The organism is Longicatena caecimuris, assembly GCF_004341945.1.
Lineage (GTDB): Bacteria > Bacillota_I > Bacilli_A > Erysipelotrichales > Erysipelotrichaceae > Longicatena > Longicatena caecimuris.
Genome location: NZ_SMBP01000028.1, coordinates 1 through 15236 on the forward strand (window position 1 = coordinate 1; position 15236 = coordinate 15236).

Sequence of the window (15236 nt, forward strand, 5' to 3'; positions counted from 1 at the left end):
ATGAAACTTGCAAGTCGCTCTTGGGTTCGTCGATAACTACGCCCCGAGGGATTTTCACCCTAGATATGTGGCATGCCCGCCACACATGAAAAAGAAGTGCTGTTCACACTTCTTTTCATGCTTTATTTGTTTTTATTCGGGCTTCCACATTCCGGACAGAATTTCATATTCTCATCACTGGTATAGCCACATGCTTCATTACTGCAAACAAAACCTTTTGTTGGTTTTGGTTTTCCACATTCACTACAGAAGTTGCCGGAATTGACTGCTCCACAAGCACATGTCCATCCTTCTTCTTGCGGTTTCGGTTTTCCGCATTCACTGCAGAAGTTACCACTGTTGACAGCGCCGCAAGCACATGTCCATGTTGGCTTGGATGAGGCTGGTTCCTTCTTCATGAAGAAAGGATTATCTTCTTGTTGCTGCATGCCGCTATACATATTAGCACCTTGTCCACCTGCTGCATTGGCCATTCCCATACCTAAGAATCCGGTAAAAGCTCCGGCTTCATTACTGGCTGCATTCTCCATAGCATTGGCCTGTGCGCCAGCAAGTCTTCCGGCTGCTACGCGAGAATCAGACAACATAATGGCATCATCGATGGTTTCAATACGTTTTCTGGATTCATCATCCGGTGTAACCTTAGAGATTGCGACAGCTTCAATTTCCATTCCCCGACGTTCACGCCATTCTTCATCGAGGGTGTCATTCATGAACTTCGCAATTTCACGCTGCCGTTTTGGCAGATCATTAAATTGGAATCCTTCATCACTACATTTTGCCAAAGCTTCATCCAATGCATTCACGAATTCTGCATCGCATTGTTCCATCAAATCAGCTTTTGTATAAACATCACTAATATTTCCACTGATGTTGGTATAGAAAACGATAGGGTCTTTGATCTTGAACGTATAAGAGCCAAAATAACGAATATAAATCGCACGATATGTTGGATCGTTATATGCCATCGGTGTAGCACTGCCAAACTTATTATCGAAGATTTCCTTTAAATTGATGAAATAAACACGTTGATCTTTGCCGGCAGTACCACCCATTGTAAAACGTTTCCCAAACGTTTTAAAGGAATCCTTTAATCCCTGCCAGCCGTTATCAAACAAACTTGGCTCACTGGAAGAATCCCAGATAAAACGACCAGGTTCTACAGTAAAATCAACGACCTTGCCATCTTCCACAATCAACATTGCCTGTCCTTCATTGACCGCAATACCGCTGCCATTGGTGATGACATCCGGACTGCCTTTCGTGTTACTTCCGGCATCGACACGTTTACTGGCTTTTTTAACCAGCACATCATCGCTTAATGAATCACAATAGAAATACTCTAGCCATTGATCGGCTAATGTTGTTTTCGCACTGCTGATAGCTGCTTTAATTAATCCCATATGCTTACCTCCTCGTCATATATTGGATATGTCTAAGTATGCTTACCATGGACTGTAACGGTTTAATACCCAGCCAAAGTCACCATTGGTAATGATGGATTTACAATATTCACATTGTCCGCTGCTAGTCACCGTAGTAGGTGCTCCACAATTCGGGCAATTGGTAACTGCTGTACCTTCCTGTTCTTTTGTTTTTATCCCTTTCTTACGAATAAATTCAAGATTATAAGAACGATATACATAATCTGTTTTACTTCCTTCTAACACTTTGCCACTGTCATCATCGACAACATAATCAAGCAGGCTGGCATCTAACTTCACATGGACGATTTCATGTTCCTCATCACTGCTATAACTGGCAATCGTAATGCCTCTGACATTCTGCATATTCATGTAATTGGTTTTATGATGATCTATATATTCCTGTAATTGGCGATTATGAACATTGAACAAAGTATTACTTTCAAATGGACGTACCTTATGCCAATCTTTGGCTTCCCATGCCTCTTGCAAGGTCAACCACACTTCACTTGCATAATTACGAAAGTTTTCGGCTGAGAATGCAGGATCTTCTTCCTGGATACGGGCAATGATTTCCTCTTCAAAGATACCTTCATTAGATTTAATGCCGGGATTTGCATAAGTATACGTATTGGCTGATCCCTTTCCTTTTCGCATATTATATACAGCATATAAAACCAATAAGACCAGCACGGCAATTCCTATCGGTGAACTTGATAGAAAGAAAATACCACTTAATCCACCGGAACCGCCGTAAGAATGGGAGTATCCCCCTCCTCCTCCTGAACTGTGTCCGCCACCGCCGCCACTGAAGGAATTTCCTACATCGGCATGAATTGGGGCAGTTATCAGAAAGCAGAAACTCAACAATAGCACTCCTATGACAGCTATTTTCATTACTTTTTTTCTATCCATACATCTGATCTCTCCTCTTCATTGTTCTATGTTGATTATAACAGACTCTTGACATTCTCACAATTCCCTTTCATGAACATCTAAAAATCGTTAGGTGCATAAAGAAAAGAGCATGATGTCCGGCTTCACCTTATAAGATGAATCATTTTATCATACTCATACTATTTTTTTGCTTAACGTTTCCAATGCAGATATTTCGTCGTTGATAAGAAACTGCCTATCAAGCCTACCAACATACCAAAACCCAATAAAGCGGCACAGATTTGTAAGGTGAATGGATATATCGGTTGTAAGCCAAATAAGCTTGTGACGATTTGACCGCCCAGCATCTCATATAAATATGGATAACCAAAATATGTAAAGATGCATGGTAAGATAGCTCCCAATAAGCCAATTAGAATACCTTCCAACATGAACGGAACTTTGATGTACCAATTGGTGGCGCCGACATTTCGCATGATGGCGATTTCAGCATTGCGGGCATAAATGGTCATTTTAATCGAGTTACTGATCAAGAAGAGTGCCAAAAGAGTCAATAAGATGACAAAGATCATACCGCCAAAACGGATGGAATCAACCATGGACACCATCTTTGGTACACTGGTTCCTCCATACATCGTCTGTTTTACATGATCCAATTGTTCTATCTGCTTACTGATAGCCGCAATGGTATCGGCATCCTTCACCGAAACAAAGAAAGCATTACTTAAGGGATTCTCTTTTCCCCGATACATTTTAAAATCTTCTCCATGCTCCTTAATCATAAGTTCCAATTCATGATCGGCATCAGAAAAGGTTACCTTTTTTACACCTTGTATGCCTTCAATGTCTTTTTGTACATTATCAAGATCCGCCTGTTTCACCACATCAGGTTGCAACACAACATGAATGCGCAGATCATCTTCAATATTTTTTGTGAACAATGAAATATTACCTGCAATCATCAAAAAGGTACTAAACAATAATAAAGTTACCGTAACAGCACTGATCGCAGATAAAGACATGGCCAAATGGCGAAAGATACTTATAAAGGCCGTTTTTACATGCTTAGGCAGGGAGCGAAAGAAATTACTCATGTTTCAAATAGCCCCCCTTCATAATATCAGCGATCACATAGCCTTCTTCCAGACAGATGGTGCGTTTTTTGAAACGATCGACAATGGTAGAGTCATGCGTGACCATGACAATGGTCGCATGTTCTACTTCATTAATTTTTTCCAGCAGATCCATGATTTCCGCCGACATTTGCGGATCCAAGTTCCCCGTTGGCTCATCCGCAATCAGCACTTTCGGATGATTGGCAATAGCACGGCCAATGGTTGCTCGCTGCTGCTGCCCGCCGCTTAATTCATCTGGGAAGGCTTTGGCTTTATCCTGTAGGGAAACCAGTTCTAACACTTCCCGCACACGGCGGCGAATATCTACTTTTTTCATTCCGATAACTTCCAATGCAAAAGCGATATTTTCAAAGATTGTCATGCGTGGCAAGAGTCGAAAATCCTGAAAGACAACACCGATATTTCTGCGATACACAGGTACTTTAGAGTGCTTTAATTTTCCGACATTGATGTTTTCTACCATAACCGTGCCGGAATTTGGTATTTCTTCGCCATCCAGCAGTTTGATTAACGTAGATTTCCCACTGCCGGTAGGACCAATGATATAAACGAATTCGCCATCCTCGATGGTCAGATTGATATCACGCAGAGCATGAACACCGTTTTTATATTCCTTTGAAACATTTTCTAATCGTATCATACGTTTCACTCCTGTCTTTTGGATTGTTCTTATCGATAGCCATATACATCTTCGGGATGCTCACGACATGGTGGGCCTTTTACACTGCACACATTCGCCAAACCGGCAGATCCCCAGCCATTGCCCCAGGCAAAATCCGCGGTTGACTGAAAACGACTAATGGCAGTATCTATTGCCATATTACCGAGATTGATGACTTCTAAATGGCAATGCGGACCTGTTGTATTTCCGGTATTTCCACTTAAACCTAATAATTGTCCCTTACTTACCTTCTGTCCGGCGCGGACACTGAAATTCTCCTGTGCCATATGGAAGAACGATAACGCATAGGTCGTTCCATCAACTCTTGTCAGCATCTGAATAGAATTTCCGGTGCCGGCTGGATACCCTGTTGTATTGCCGATATATCCACTATTTGTAGAAACCGGATTATTTGCGTATAGAATGACCCCATTTGCCGGCGCATAAATAGGCGTACGCAAAGAAACTGCTACATCTAACCCTAAATGCACACCACCGTTTGGATAATAAAAGCTATTTGCCGATATAGAACCATTGACCGGTTTGGCTAATTTGCCACTTGTCGTAAAATTAAAGGAACCATTTGGAGCATTCGTAATATTGATCATATTCTCTTGTATTGTTGAAATATCAACCTTTACTGAACGCATCTTTTCATCCAGTGCCTCTTCCTGTTTGCGGAATTTATCAAGCAGTACTTGTTTCTGCTTGCGCACTTCTTCAGCTTCTTTTTTGGCCTTTTCATTATTCCTTTTGGTTTCTTCTAAAGCTGTTTTTAATCGCACTTTTTCACTTTTTTGTAAATTTTGTTCCTGTTTCTCTTCTTTGATCTTATCAATTTCACGCTGATCCTGTTCATTGATACGATTCAATCCATCAATCTTGCGAATCATATCTAAAAGATCTTGTGAGCCCATGATAATTTCCAAACTCATATTCGTACCAATCGTTGCTTGTTCATCCTGCATTCGCTTGATGATAATAGCATTTCGTTCATCAATGGAACGTTGCAATGCATTGATTTTCTTATTCAGTTTTTTAATATCTGAATTAATCAGACGAATGCTTGCCTCATTCATGGCGATTTTCTTTTCAATCGTCTTGACTAAGGATGCTTGTTTTTTTACTGCTGCAGCCAATTTATCTATATTGTCATCCAAGGCACTGATTTGCTTTTTCAGACTACTGACTTCATTTTGGAGCTGTGTGCTTTGTTTGGCATAATATGTTTTAAACTGTGCACATTTTGTTGCCATTTCAGAACTGCTCTGCGCAACACTGCAGCGTTTGACCCAGGCATCTTCATTTCCTTCAAATTCATTTGCCCGTAAAGCTGATGTTGACTGGGAAGATGTCACTACCCAGGTACATAAGAAAGCTGCCAGTGTGATCTGTTTCCATTTTTTCATCTTCGCCACCTCAAATATTTTGTTGTCGCCAGAAAGCTTCCCGCAACACCGACAAGCGCTCCGCTGCCTACTAAGACAGCAGACAATTGTAGCAGGAAGGGATACAGTGGCTGCATCACAAACATACTGGATAAAAAATACCCATTCAGCATGTGATATAAAGTACTATATCCGATACACATCAAGGCAATCGGCAGAATAGCACCTAAGATGCCGATGCACATACCTTCCATCATAAATGGCGTTTTTATGTACGCATTATTTGCGCCCACAAAACGCATGATGGATAATTCGGTATTTCGTGTATAAATTGTCATTTTGATCGTATTGGTAATCAGAAATAAGGCAATCAGTGATAATGCCAAAACGAAAATAAAACCACTGCTGCGAATAAAAGAGAAGGTGTCAATCATATGCTGAATACTTTCTCCGCCATATTCGGCCTTTTCTATACCATCGATTGCATTTAAGGCTTTGGTAACGCTAGGAATCTTTGATGCTTCTTTTACCTCTACAATAAATACATTGGGCATGGGATTTTTATCTTTATAACGTTGAAAGACACTGCCGCTTTCTTTGATCAGCGCATCCAATTCTTCTTCTTTGGAGCTAAAATGCACAGCTGCCACATCTTGCATCTTGGCAATTTCTTTCTCCATTGCCGTAATGGCATCTTGATTGGCAATGGAATCAATTGCCACATGAATCTTTAAATCGCCTTCCACATGTTGCGTGAAATTTTCTACATTGCCCGCAATTACAAAAAACAGTGCCATCAGAAGCAGTGTTACACTGACTGCTGAAACACTGGAAATCGTCATAGCCATATGGCGCTGTAACCCTTTCAGCGCACTCAGCACATGTTTTGGCAGATATTTCACAAACTCAATCATGTTGTATGTATCCGCCTTTCTTTATATCGGCAACGATAAATCCTTCTTCTAAGGCTATGGTTCGTTTTTTATATGCATTTACCAGTTTTTCATCATGTGTTACCATGACAATGGTCGTCTTTTCTACCTGATTGATCTTATCTAATAATTGAATGATCTCAATGGATTTTTCTGGATCAAGATTGCCGGTTGGCTCATCCGCAATGAGTACCTTAGGATGATTGGCAATGGCTCTGCCGATGGTTGCCCTTTGTTGTTGTCCGCCGGACAATTGTTCCGGAAAAGCTTTGGCTTTATCTTGCAAATCGACCAGTTCCAAAACCTCACGGACACGACGACGGATTGCCGTCTTTTCCATGGCCAGAACTTCTAAAGCGAAAGCGATGTTCTCAAAGACAGTCATCTTTGGGAGTAAACGAAAATCTTGAAATATTACACCGATATTGCGACGATATAGCGGTACTTTCGCATGTCGTAACTTACCGACATTGATACCATTGACAAATACCTCGCCATCATCCGGCAATTCTTCACCATCTAATATTTTGATGAGTGTGGATTTGCCACAGCCGGTTGGTCCTATGATGTAAACAAATTCACCGTCTTCTACTTCCAGGTTGATATCACGGAGTGCATGAACTCCATTTCTGTATGATTTTGAGACATTTTTCAACAGAATCATTCTATCACTCCTTCGCGTTTCATTATAACATAAATAGCAGTCATTTCCAAAAGTTTGCGAGCTGTAAAATTCTTACATTTCCTTAACTCCAATTTGCTAAAACAACATAGAAAGTAAAACAGTGCTGCACATTTAGGCGGCACTGCTTTTTTAAGATTATAAACCTTGCATATATGTAAAACCTTCTCCTTGTACCTCATTGACATCATTCACAATCACAAAGGCTTCCGGATCCACATGGGCAATGATACGATCCAATACAGGAAATTGTTTTTTCATAACGACCGTCATGATCACCGGTTTTTGTTTCCTTGTATAACCACCTTCCGCATGCAAAATTGTTGCGCCGCGATTGATATTCGTATAAATTTCTTGCATCAGCTCTTCATATTTATCCGAAATAATCATGACGTTTTTGGCCTCATGGCTGCCAATAGTCATCACCTTATCAATGATCTGTCCACAAATCCAGACAGAGACTAAGCCAATCATGGCTGCTTCAATGCCATATGTGCTGGCACCTAGTAATACCGTAGCACCATCTATGCACATTACCAACGTTGGCAAAGGAATACCAGTATATTTATTTATTACCAGCGGTGGTATATCCATTCCACCTGTGCTTGCGCCAACACGATAGACTAGCCCAATGCCTACGCCGATGCAGACACCGCCGTAAATACTTGCCAGTAATGCATTATTGGTGATAAATACATTCGCAAACATTTCATGCGTTACCGTGATAAACAAAGGATAAACGATGGTACTTAAAATAGTCTTCATAGCAAACTGTTTGCCTAATACAATAGCGCCTACGATAAACAATGCAATCGTTAATCCATTGATTACTAAGGTGGCCGGCAGATGAAAAACCGGCTGTAAGGCTACGGCGATACCCGCTACGCCTCCTGATAATATATCGGATGGCAAAATAAACAGATTGACTCCAAGGGCAATGATGAGGTTACCTGCTATTACTGATATTACATCTATCAACATTCCATAGGTTTCTTTTTTCATGTTCGTGCTCCTTAACATCCTATCCGTTATTATACCACAGTAGTAGGACTTTTGTATGAGATATCGTTATTTTAAGAAAAGAAAAAAGGGACGCTTTGGCAATGGTGAACACCCGTAAGGAAGTAATTTAATCATGTGACAGGGTGGCATAGCTTCGGCTATGCCGTCTTACTTTTTCTCTGCCGTTCAATCGTCTGCTTGTCCTCATCCTGTTTCAGTTCCCCGATGAAGTTTTAAATAAGTTGGATTTTCTGCCTGCGGTGCCTGCTAGACTTGCCGAAAGCGCGAACGATTATCTTCTTGTTGGGATATTCCCAAACCTTTTCAATACCTTAACCACCGCAAAATGAAAAATGCCAAAGGCTTTGACAATATTAGAAAAATATTTTTTCTCTTTGCCACGATGGAGATAGGGCAAACTTCCAAACAAAAGCAAAAAATATTCGCCCGCTCATGGGAAACAGACGAACGGGGCGACTGTGATAGAAATGTTCATAGGAGGGATGTGGTAAAATGTAGTATAAACAGAGCGACATATTTGAATTTGTTGGGATGTATAGAGATTTGGATTTTGGAGGTTTCATGAGTAAATTTCTTGATGACTTTATAGAAAATTACAAATTTAGATAATGATTGCAGTATAATAGGAAAGAAGATTTCTTTATTTTTTTCCGTTTTTTAGAAGATTGTGGGTTTATAAAAATGCAGTAGAAAAATATAGAACATTCGCATTTGAGTAAGGGAAAAACTATTGATCTTATTTTTCAAATGTTAGGAAGCATCGAGTAATAAAATTCCGCTTTTTCGGGATGAATAAGAATTAGAGTGAGGAAATATGGAAATTGCAATTATATACATATGGACAATGTTATTGACTGGTGTTATAGGTTTAGGAACAAAACCGAAGGGTGGAATTTTCATTTCTAAATATATGAAATGGATTTTATTAATACCAGTACGAAAGGGAACGGTAATTCCACGATATATTATAATCATACGCGCATTGATGCAATTAGCTACCATTATTTGCATAATATACTTAGCTATTAAGTCTACAACAGTGGAATACCGAGATATTCAAAAGATGTATGGAATGTTTATGGGTGGGGTGTGCCCATTGCTAACAGTTGTATGTAGTAAGATTTTTTAAGAAAGGAAATAAAAAGGAAAAGAAGATGAAAAGAAACTAGAATTTGTGGAAGTGATAAAAATGGCAATAGATAATGCAAATGTTATTGATGTATTGGGATAGATAAAGAACGAAATGCAGTACGCCTTTTGTTGACAGACCATCTTGATTGGATAGGCAAAGCTGAAAATACATTGAGTGAATATGACCATAGTTTCTCTTTCTTGCTTAGAAGCGTATATATAAGCATTATTAAACAAGAATCCCTTTTCATGAAACTGCAAATAGCCAAAAACAAAACATACTATAGCCACAATCCCTAAAATAACAGCTCCGATTATATTTCTCATAACATTCTCTCTGTAAGTTTCGAATAATTACGTACTTTCAACCACTATCAATTACTTTAATTATAATACATAAACTATATCAATATTTCTTAGATAATCTAAATGTATAGTAGGTGTCAACAACCAGAAGAATTGTTATGACGCCCATTGTCCACCAAAAGCAGGTAAAACCTTTTGTTAAAAAGCATACTGTAATTATAATAGCACCTCCAGCAATAAATGAAATACCACCAAATCGTTGGCTTTTTTTCCATGTCGTTTCATTTTTCATACTCCATACTGTTCTCAGCCCAACAACTGCGTTCATTCGTAATTTTGGCATAATACTGCCTAAAATAATCATCAAAACGCCAAGCAGTCCAAATAAAAGCTGATTGATATCAAGAGCAATCGAAGAAAGGTTTTCAATCGAATTGAAATCAGCATACAGAAAATAACCCGTCATGGCATTAAACAGAGCAAGAGATACCATTCCAGCTATAATACATACGTTTTCGTTATTACTTCCATTTTCTTCGTTTTTTGAAGAAAATTTAGCCGTTCCAAGCATAACGTATCCGAAGACAACTGTAATCACAGGAAAAATTAGTGTTTCATATTTACTGCCCCAACGTGTTACTTGATTATTCAAATCATAATGAGCCGGGATTTGCTCTGGCAAGAATTGTAAGGCAATCAGAGCAACTATTAATGGTAAAAACATAAGAGTGTAAAAAACGATTTTTTTCTTTTTCATTGTTGACCTCCACGCAAATTACTATCCAAATAATTGTTTCATCAAGGATAGATAAATTTAATTCATAGTAAATATAATTTTTATATCAAGTTTCGTAAATCAAGTCTGCCTTTTTTAGTTTAGATAAATGATATGACAATGCCTGTGGTGTCATATCCAATGCGATAGCTAAATCTTTTGAACTTATTTTTCCTTGCTGTAACTTTAGCAGAATTTTTCGGCGAGTATCGTCTGCTAAAGCAGCTAACACTTCATTTATAGCCACCCCATCACGACCCACCTATTTCAAATAATCTTTACATGGATTATGTCAGCCTTGCGTTATTTTTACAAGTCTATTTCAAAATATTTTTAAATAGCAAAACAAAAAATACTGTCAATGGTCACGATAAACAGTGTAAGCATTGCCATCGATGGTATTTCTTTATTTTGCTTATGGGTAGGCAAGGACGATAAACCAAGAACAGGCTTACCGCCCAATCATTTATCTTGTTATGCGTAAATCAATTCACTATTGACAACTCTCTTGCACAGGCTTGAATGTTGTTCATCAATCCTATCCATTCCCAAAGTTGCTCTGCTTTGAGTATTTCCGTCACACCCTGCCTTTCTGTCATTTCCTTAATCAATCTATGGAACATATGCTCCGCTTGTTGGTTAATATCGGCAAGATAGCGGTTAAGTGTACCCTGTATGGGTTTATGTTACGAAGTAGATGCAAAAAAGCTTTGATTTATGCTACTTTACAGACGCAGAAATGAGGTGGTAAGGGTTTTATACTCCCTTTTGAAAACGGTGTTCTATTGCGTAACATTTGTCCTTTTCACACATGCCTATAGGAACAGAAAGAACAGGCAAGAAGCTCCCCGCTTCTTGCCTGTTCCTTGTTGTAACTCTGTTTGTCAGCCGTTAAATTAGTTTTGTGTGATACTTCCTTAACAGCTTTATCCTAAAAGAAATGTCACCTAGTTTTGTGAATGTCAGTCTTATATAGAGAACCTTTATTGAATCAACGTTTTTAAATAAGCAAAGATAAAGCCATCTAAATCACCGTCCATGACACCTTGCACATCACTCGTCTCATGATTGGTGCGATGATCCTTTACCATGCTGTAAGGATGGAAGACATAACTGCGAATCTGGGAACCCCATTCATTCGCCTTAACTTCACCCTTGATTTCCGCCAGTTTTGCCTCTTGTTCCTCAATCATCTTTTGATACAAGCGACTCTTTAACACACGCAATGCTTCCTCACGGTTCTCATGCTGACTGCGTCCGTTTTGGCAAGTTGCGACTAATCCGGTCGGTTTATGTACCATGCGTACGGCAGAATCCGTCTTGTTAATATGCTGACCACCGGCACCACTGGCACGTTTTGTTTCCACGATCAAATCTTCCGGTTTAATCTCAATTTCAATTTCATCATTAAATTGAGGCATGACATCCAAAGACGCAAAAGAGGTATGACGTCTTCCTCCGGCATCAAAAGGAGAGATACGCACTAAACGATGAACTCCTTTTTCTGCCTTAAGATAGCCATAAGCCATATCACCTTCTACTAAGAACGTGATGGATTTAATACCGGCTTCATCCCCCGGCTGATAATCCAGCACACTGACTTTGAATTCGTGCTTTTCCGCCCAGCGAGAGTACATGCGATATAACATATCTGCCCAATCACAGGATTCGGTTCCTCCGGCTCCTGGATGCAGCTCTAAAATCGCACTGGAATGGTCATATTCATGTGACAACAAGACCTTGATTTCAAAATCAGCAAAGTTTTTTTCCATCTCCTGATATTCTAATTCAAACAGTTCAAAGATTTCTTCATCGAAATCTTCCTTCAACAGTTCCTGTGTTTCATCAAGTGAGCTTAATGCCTTTTGTAACGCATCATAGCTATCCACAACATCCTTGATGGCATTTAACTGACGAATGACGACTTGTGCCTTTTGCGGATCATTCCAAAAGCTTTCTTCCAACGTTTTCGCTGTCAGCTCCTGTATTTTATAGCGTCTGGCAGTTAAGTCAAAGTGACTCACCAAGCTGTTTCAGTTTCGCCTGATGAGTGTTCACCCCCTGCCTGATTTCGTATAGTTCCATTTATGCTTCCTTTCTTTCGATTTGCACCTTCATAGCGAAGAAGACAACTTCACGGGCAATTCTTGCCTGCATTTCTTCAAACATCTCATAACCTTCTTCGATGTAGGCCTGCAATGGATTGTTTTGTGCATAGGCACGTAAATGAATACCATTGCGCAGTTTATCCATCATATCGATATGTTCGATCCAGTTACGGTCCATATTACGTAAAACGATGGTTTTTTCAAATTGTTTAAATTCATCACGGATATCACTGATCTTATCATCATACAGCTGGAAAATATAATCACTGCAGTATTTTGCTGTCTCATCGGCATCTTTACCACGCAGATCTTCAACCTTTACATTATCTTCTGCCGCTACACCTAATACTTCAAGACCTTGACGGATACCATCATAATCGACATTATCTTCACGTTTTGAAGTATCAACGTTGGCATTGACAACATTTTCAATGACCCGATCAATCATATCGCGAACGATGCCATGAACATCTTCGTTTTCTAAGACAAAGTTACGCTGTTCATACATGATTTCACGCTGTTTACGCAAAACATCATCATAATCCAGCAATTGTTTACGAACGTCATAGTTATAGCCTTCGACACGTTTCTGTGCCTGGGTGATAGATTTAGTAACCATCTTTGATTCAATCTGAGCATCGCCTAAAGAATCAAACAGCTTTTCAAACTTCTCGCCGCCGAAACGAATCATCAATTCATCCTTTAAAGATACATAGAAACGAGAGAAACCAGGATCACCCTGACGACCGCTTCGTCCACGCAGCTGGTTATCAATACGTCTGGATTCATGACGCTCACTACCTAAGACAGCCAAACCACCGAGTGCTTTTGATTCCTCTGTCAGCTTGATATCGGTACCACGACCTGCCATGTTGGTCGCAACGGTAACACTTTTCGGACGACCTGCTTTGGCGATGATTTCCGCTTCTCGTGCATGGTTCTTCGCATTCAATACTTCATGTGGAATGCGTGCTTTTTGTAACAGCTGATGTACCAGTTCACTGGCTTCAACGGAAATTGTACCGACCAATACCGGCTGCCCTTTCGCATATAACTCTTTTACTTCTTCAATCAACGCATTGAATTTCAAGCGAGGATTGGCAAAGATAGCATCCGGATAGTCTTCACGGATAACCGGACGGTTGGTTGGTATCTCAATAACACGCATGTTATAAATATCTAAGAATTCTTCTTCTTCAGTTTTGGCTGTACCGGTCATACCAGCCAGCTTATCATACAGACGGAAGAAGTTCTGATACGTAATTGTCGCCAAGGTTGTTGTTTCTTCTTTAATTGGCACACCTTCTTTAGCTTCAATCGCTTGATGTAAACCATCCGAATATGCACGACCAGGCATCGTACGTCCGGTAAAGGTATCGACGATAACAATCTCATTATCCTGAACGACATATTCCACTTCGTTTTTCATAATGTAGTTTGCCTTTAAGGCCTGGGTAATATGATGAACCAATTGCGTATGTTCAATATCATATAAGTTCTTGATTTTAAAGTAGCGTTCTGCACTATGAACACCTTTTTCACTCAGCATGATCTGACGTGTTTTTTCATCAATTTCATAATCGTCGCCTTTTAAGCGTTTCGCAAAGGCATCTGCCTGTAAATATAAGTTTGCTGTTTTCTTCGCCCCGCCGCTAATGATCAATGGTGTTCTGGATTCATCGACCAAAATGGAATCGACCTCATCGACGATTGCTACATGCAAGCCGCGCAATACACGATCTTTAACATCCGTAACCATGTTGTCACGCAGATAATCAAAACCTAATTCGGAGTTTGTCGTATAAGTGATGTCACAGTTATATGCTTCACGTTTTTGTAATGGTGATAAAGGACGTGAGTTTACCCCAACGCTTAACCCTAAGAAACGATAGATCTGTCCCATCCATTCCGCATCTCGACTAGCTAAGTATTCATTGACGGTAACTACATGTACACCTTCTTGTGATAATGCATTCAGATACACGCACATGGTTGATGTCAAGGTCTTACCTTCACCAGTCTTCATCTCGGCAATGTCACCGCCATGCATGGCAGCAGCACCCATAATCTGTACCTTATAAGGGAATTCGCCAATGGTTCTGCGCGCAGCCTCACGAGCTACCGCAAAAGCTTCCACCTGCAGATCCTCCAATGTTTCTCCTTTGCTGTAACGTTCTTGGAATTCCTGCGTCTTAGCCCGCAGTTCATCGTCACTCAATGCCTCCATGGAATCTTGCAATGCAATAACCGCATCGGCAATTTTCTCCAGTTTGTGCAATGTTTTCTTTTCGCCGTTTAATAATCGTTCAATAAAATTCGCCATGAAAAACCTCCACTATATGTATTTGTCATATTTTCATACGTTTTCACTATTTTAATCGTGAATATTTAATACAAATTACCTTTTCTATTGTAACACAAACTTGTCATGGATACACCATAAAAAAACAGGCTTCTGCCTGTTTTTACACTTTTTTAAAGTTTTACGATGTTGTGAGCCTGAAGACCTCTTTCTGTTTCAACAAGTTCAAATTCAACCTTTGCGTCAGCATCGATTGTTTTGAAACCTTCCATCATCAACTGAGAGTAGTGAAAGAATACATCTCTGCCATCTTCTAATGTGATGAATCCGTATCCTTTCTCTTGATTAAACATTTTAACTTTTCCTTGCATTCTTAAATCCTGTACCTTTCTATGCGAACCTTACTGCATAGTAAAATTATAAAGACATTTTATTGAAAAATCAATGAATTTAGTACATTGTTTTGTAAAA

General features: G+C 39.7%; 14 protein-coding genes. All 14 read right to left on the reverse strand.

The window, feature by feature from the left end; all coding sequences use genetic code 11:
• Nucleotides 1–122: 122 nt before the first annotated feature.
• Nucleotides 123–1403, reverse strand: a complete 1281-nt coding sequence (locus tag EDD61_RS12650) for an SPFH domain-containing protein (protein WP_008978188.1) — start codon at nt 1401–1403, stop codon at nt 123–125.
• A 42-nt stretch (nt 1404–1445) separates the two neighbouring features.
• Complete coding sequence (locus EDD61_RS12655; RefSeq protein ID WP_132225683.1) at nt 1446–2339, reverse strand: TIM44-like domain-containing protein; 894 nt, start codon at nt 2337–2339, stop codon at nt 1446–1448.
• Between the two features lie 173 nt (nt 2340–2512).
• Nucleotides 2513–3415 (reverse strand): permease-like cell division protein FtsX, encoded by a 903-nt coding sequence (gene ftsX / locus EDD61_RS12660; protein ID WP_132225685.1) that lies wholly within the window; start codon nt 3413–3415, stop codon nt 2513–2515.
• On the reverse strand, nt 3408–4097 hold the full coding sequence (ftsE, locus tag EDD61_RS12665) for a cell division ATP-binding protein FtsE (RefSeq protein ID WP_008690529.1): 690 nt from the start codon (nt 4095–4097) through the stop codon (nt 3408–3410). The genes ftsX (EDD61_RS12660) and ftsE (EDD61_RS12665) overlap by 8 nt, the downstream gene beginning before the upstream one ends.
• A gap of 29 nt (nt 4098–4126) precedes the next feature.
• A complete protein-coding gene (locus EDD61_RS12670; RefSeq protein ID WP_132225687.1) occupies nt 4127–5527 on the reverse strand; it encodes a murein hydrolase activator EnvC family protein in 1401 nt (466 codons plus the stop codon).
• A complete protein-coding gene (gene ftsX / locus EDD61_RS12675; protein WP_132225689.1) occupies nt 5524–6420 on the reverse strand; it encodes a permease-like cell division protein FtsX in 897 nt (298 codons plus the stop codon). Before ftsX (EDD61_RS12675) ends, EDD61_RS12670 begins: the two co-directional genes overlap by 4 nt.
• Nucleotides 6413–7102: a cell division ATP-binding protein FtsE gene (ftsE, locus tag EDD61_RS12680; RefSeq protein ID WP_008978182.1), complete on the reverse strand. Its 690-nt coding sequence runs from the start codon at nt 7100–7102 to the stop codon at nt 6413–6415. The genes ftsX (EDD61_RS12675) and ftsE (EDD61_RS12680) overlap by 8 nt, the downstream gene beginning before the upstream one ends.
• Nucleotides 7103–7258: 156 nt before the next feature.
• The gene (locus EDD61_RS12685; protein ID WP_008978181.1) at nt 7259–8122 is read right to left on the reverse strand and encodes a YitT family protein; all 864 of its coding nucleotides are present in this window, start codon (nt 8120–8122) and stop codon (nt 7259–7261) included.
• Between the two features lie 1558 nt (nt 8123–9680).
• Complete coding sequence (locus EDD61_RS12690; RefSeq protein ID WP_132225691.1) at nt 9681–10337, reverse strand: DUF1648 domain-containing protein; 657 nt, start codon at nt 10335–10337, stop codon at nt 9681–9683.
• Between the two features lie 85 nt (nt 10338–10422).
• The gene (locus EDD61_RS14125) at nt 10423–10602 is read right to left on the reverse strand and encodes a metalloregulator ArsR/SmtB family transcription factor (protein WP_243642728.1); all 180 of its coding nucleotides are present in this window, start codon (nt 10600–10602) and stop codon (nt 10423–10425) included.
• 238 nt (nt 10603–10840) lie between these two features.
• Complete coding sequence (locus tag EDD61_RS12700; RefSeq protein WP_442915989.1) at nt 10841–11032, reverse strand: TnpV protein; 192 nt, start codon at nt 11030–11032, stop codon at nt 10841–10843.
• Nucleotides 11033–11338: 306 nt separating this feature from the next.
• Nucleotides 11339–12440, reverse strand: a protein-coding gene (prfB, locus tag EDD61_RS12705) for a peptide chain release factor 2 (RefSeq protein WP_119957497.1) whose coding sequence is annotated in 2 segments (ribosomal slippage) — nt 11339–12367 and nt 12369–12440 — 1101 coding nt in all. Because the reading frame shifts where the segments join, the coding sequence is not laid out codon by codon here.
• Complete coding sequence (secA, locus tag EDD61_RS12710) at nt 12441–14786, reverse strand: preprotein translocase subunit SecA (protein WP_008978177.1); 2346 nt, start codon at nt 14784–14786, stop codon at nt 12441–12443.
• A gap of 152 nt (nt 14787–14938) precedes the next feature.
• On the reverse strand, nt 14939–15136 hold the full coding sequence (locus EDD61_RS12715; RefSeq protein ID WP_008690517.1) for a cold-shock protein: 198 nt from the start codon (nt 15134–15136) through the stop codon (nt 14939–14941).
• Between the last annotated feature and the right edge of the window lie 100 nt (nt 15137–15236).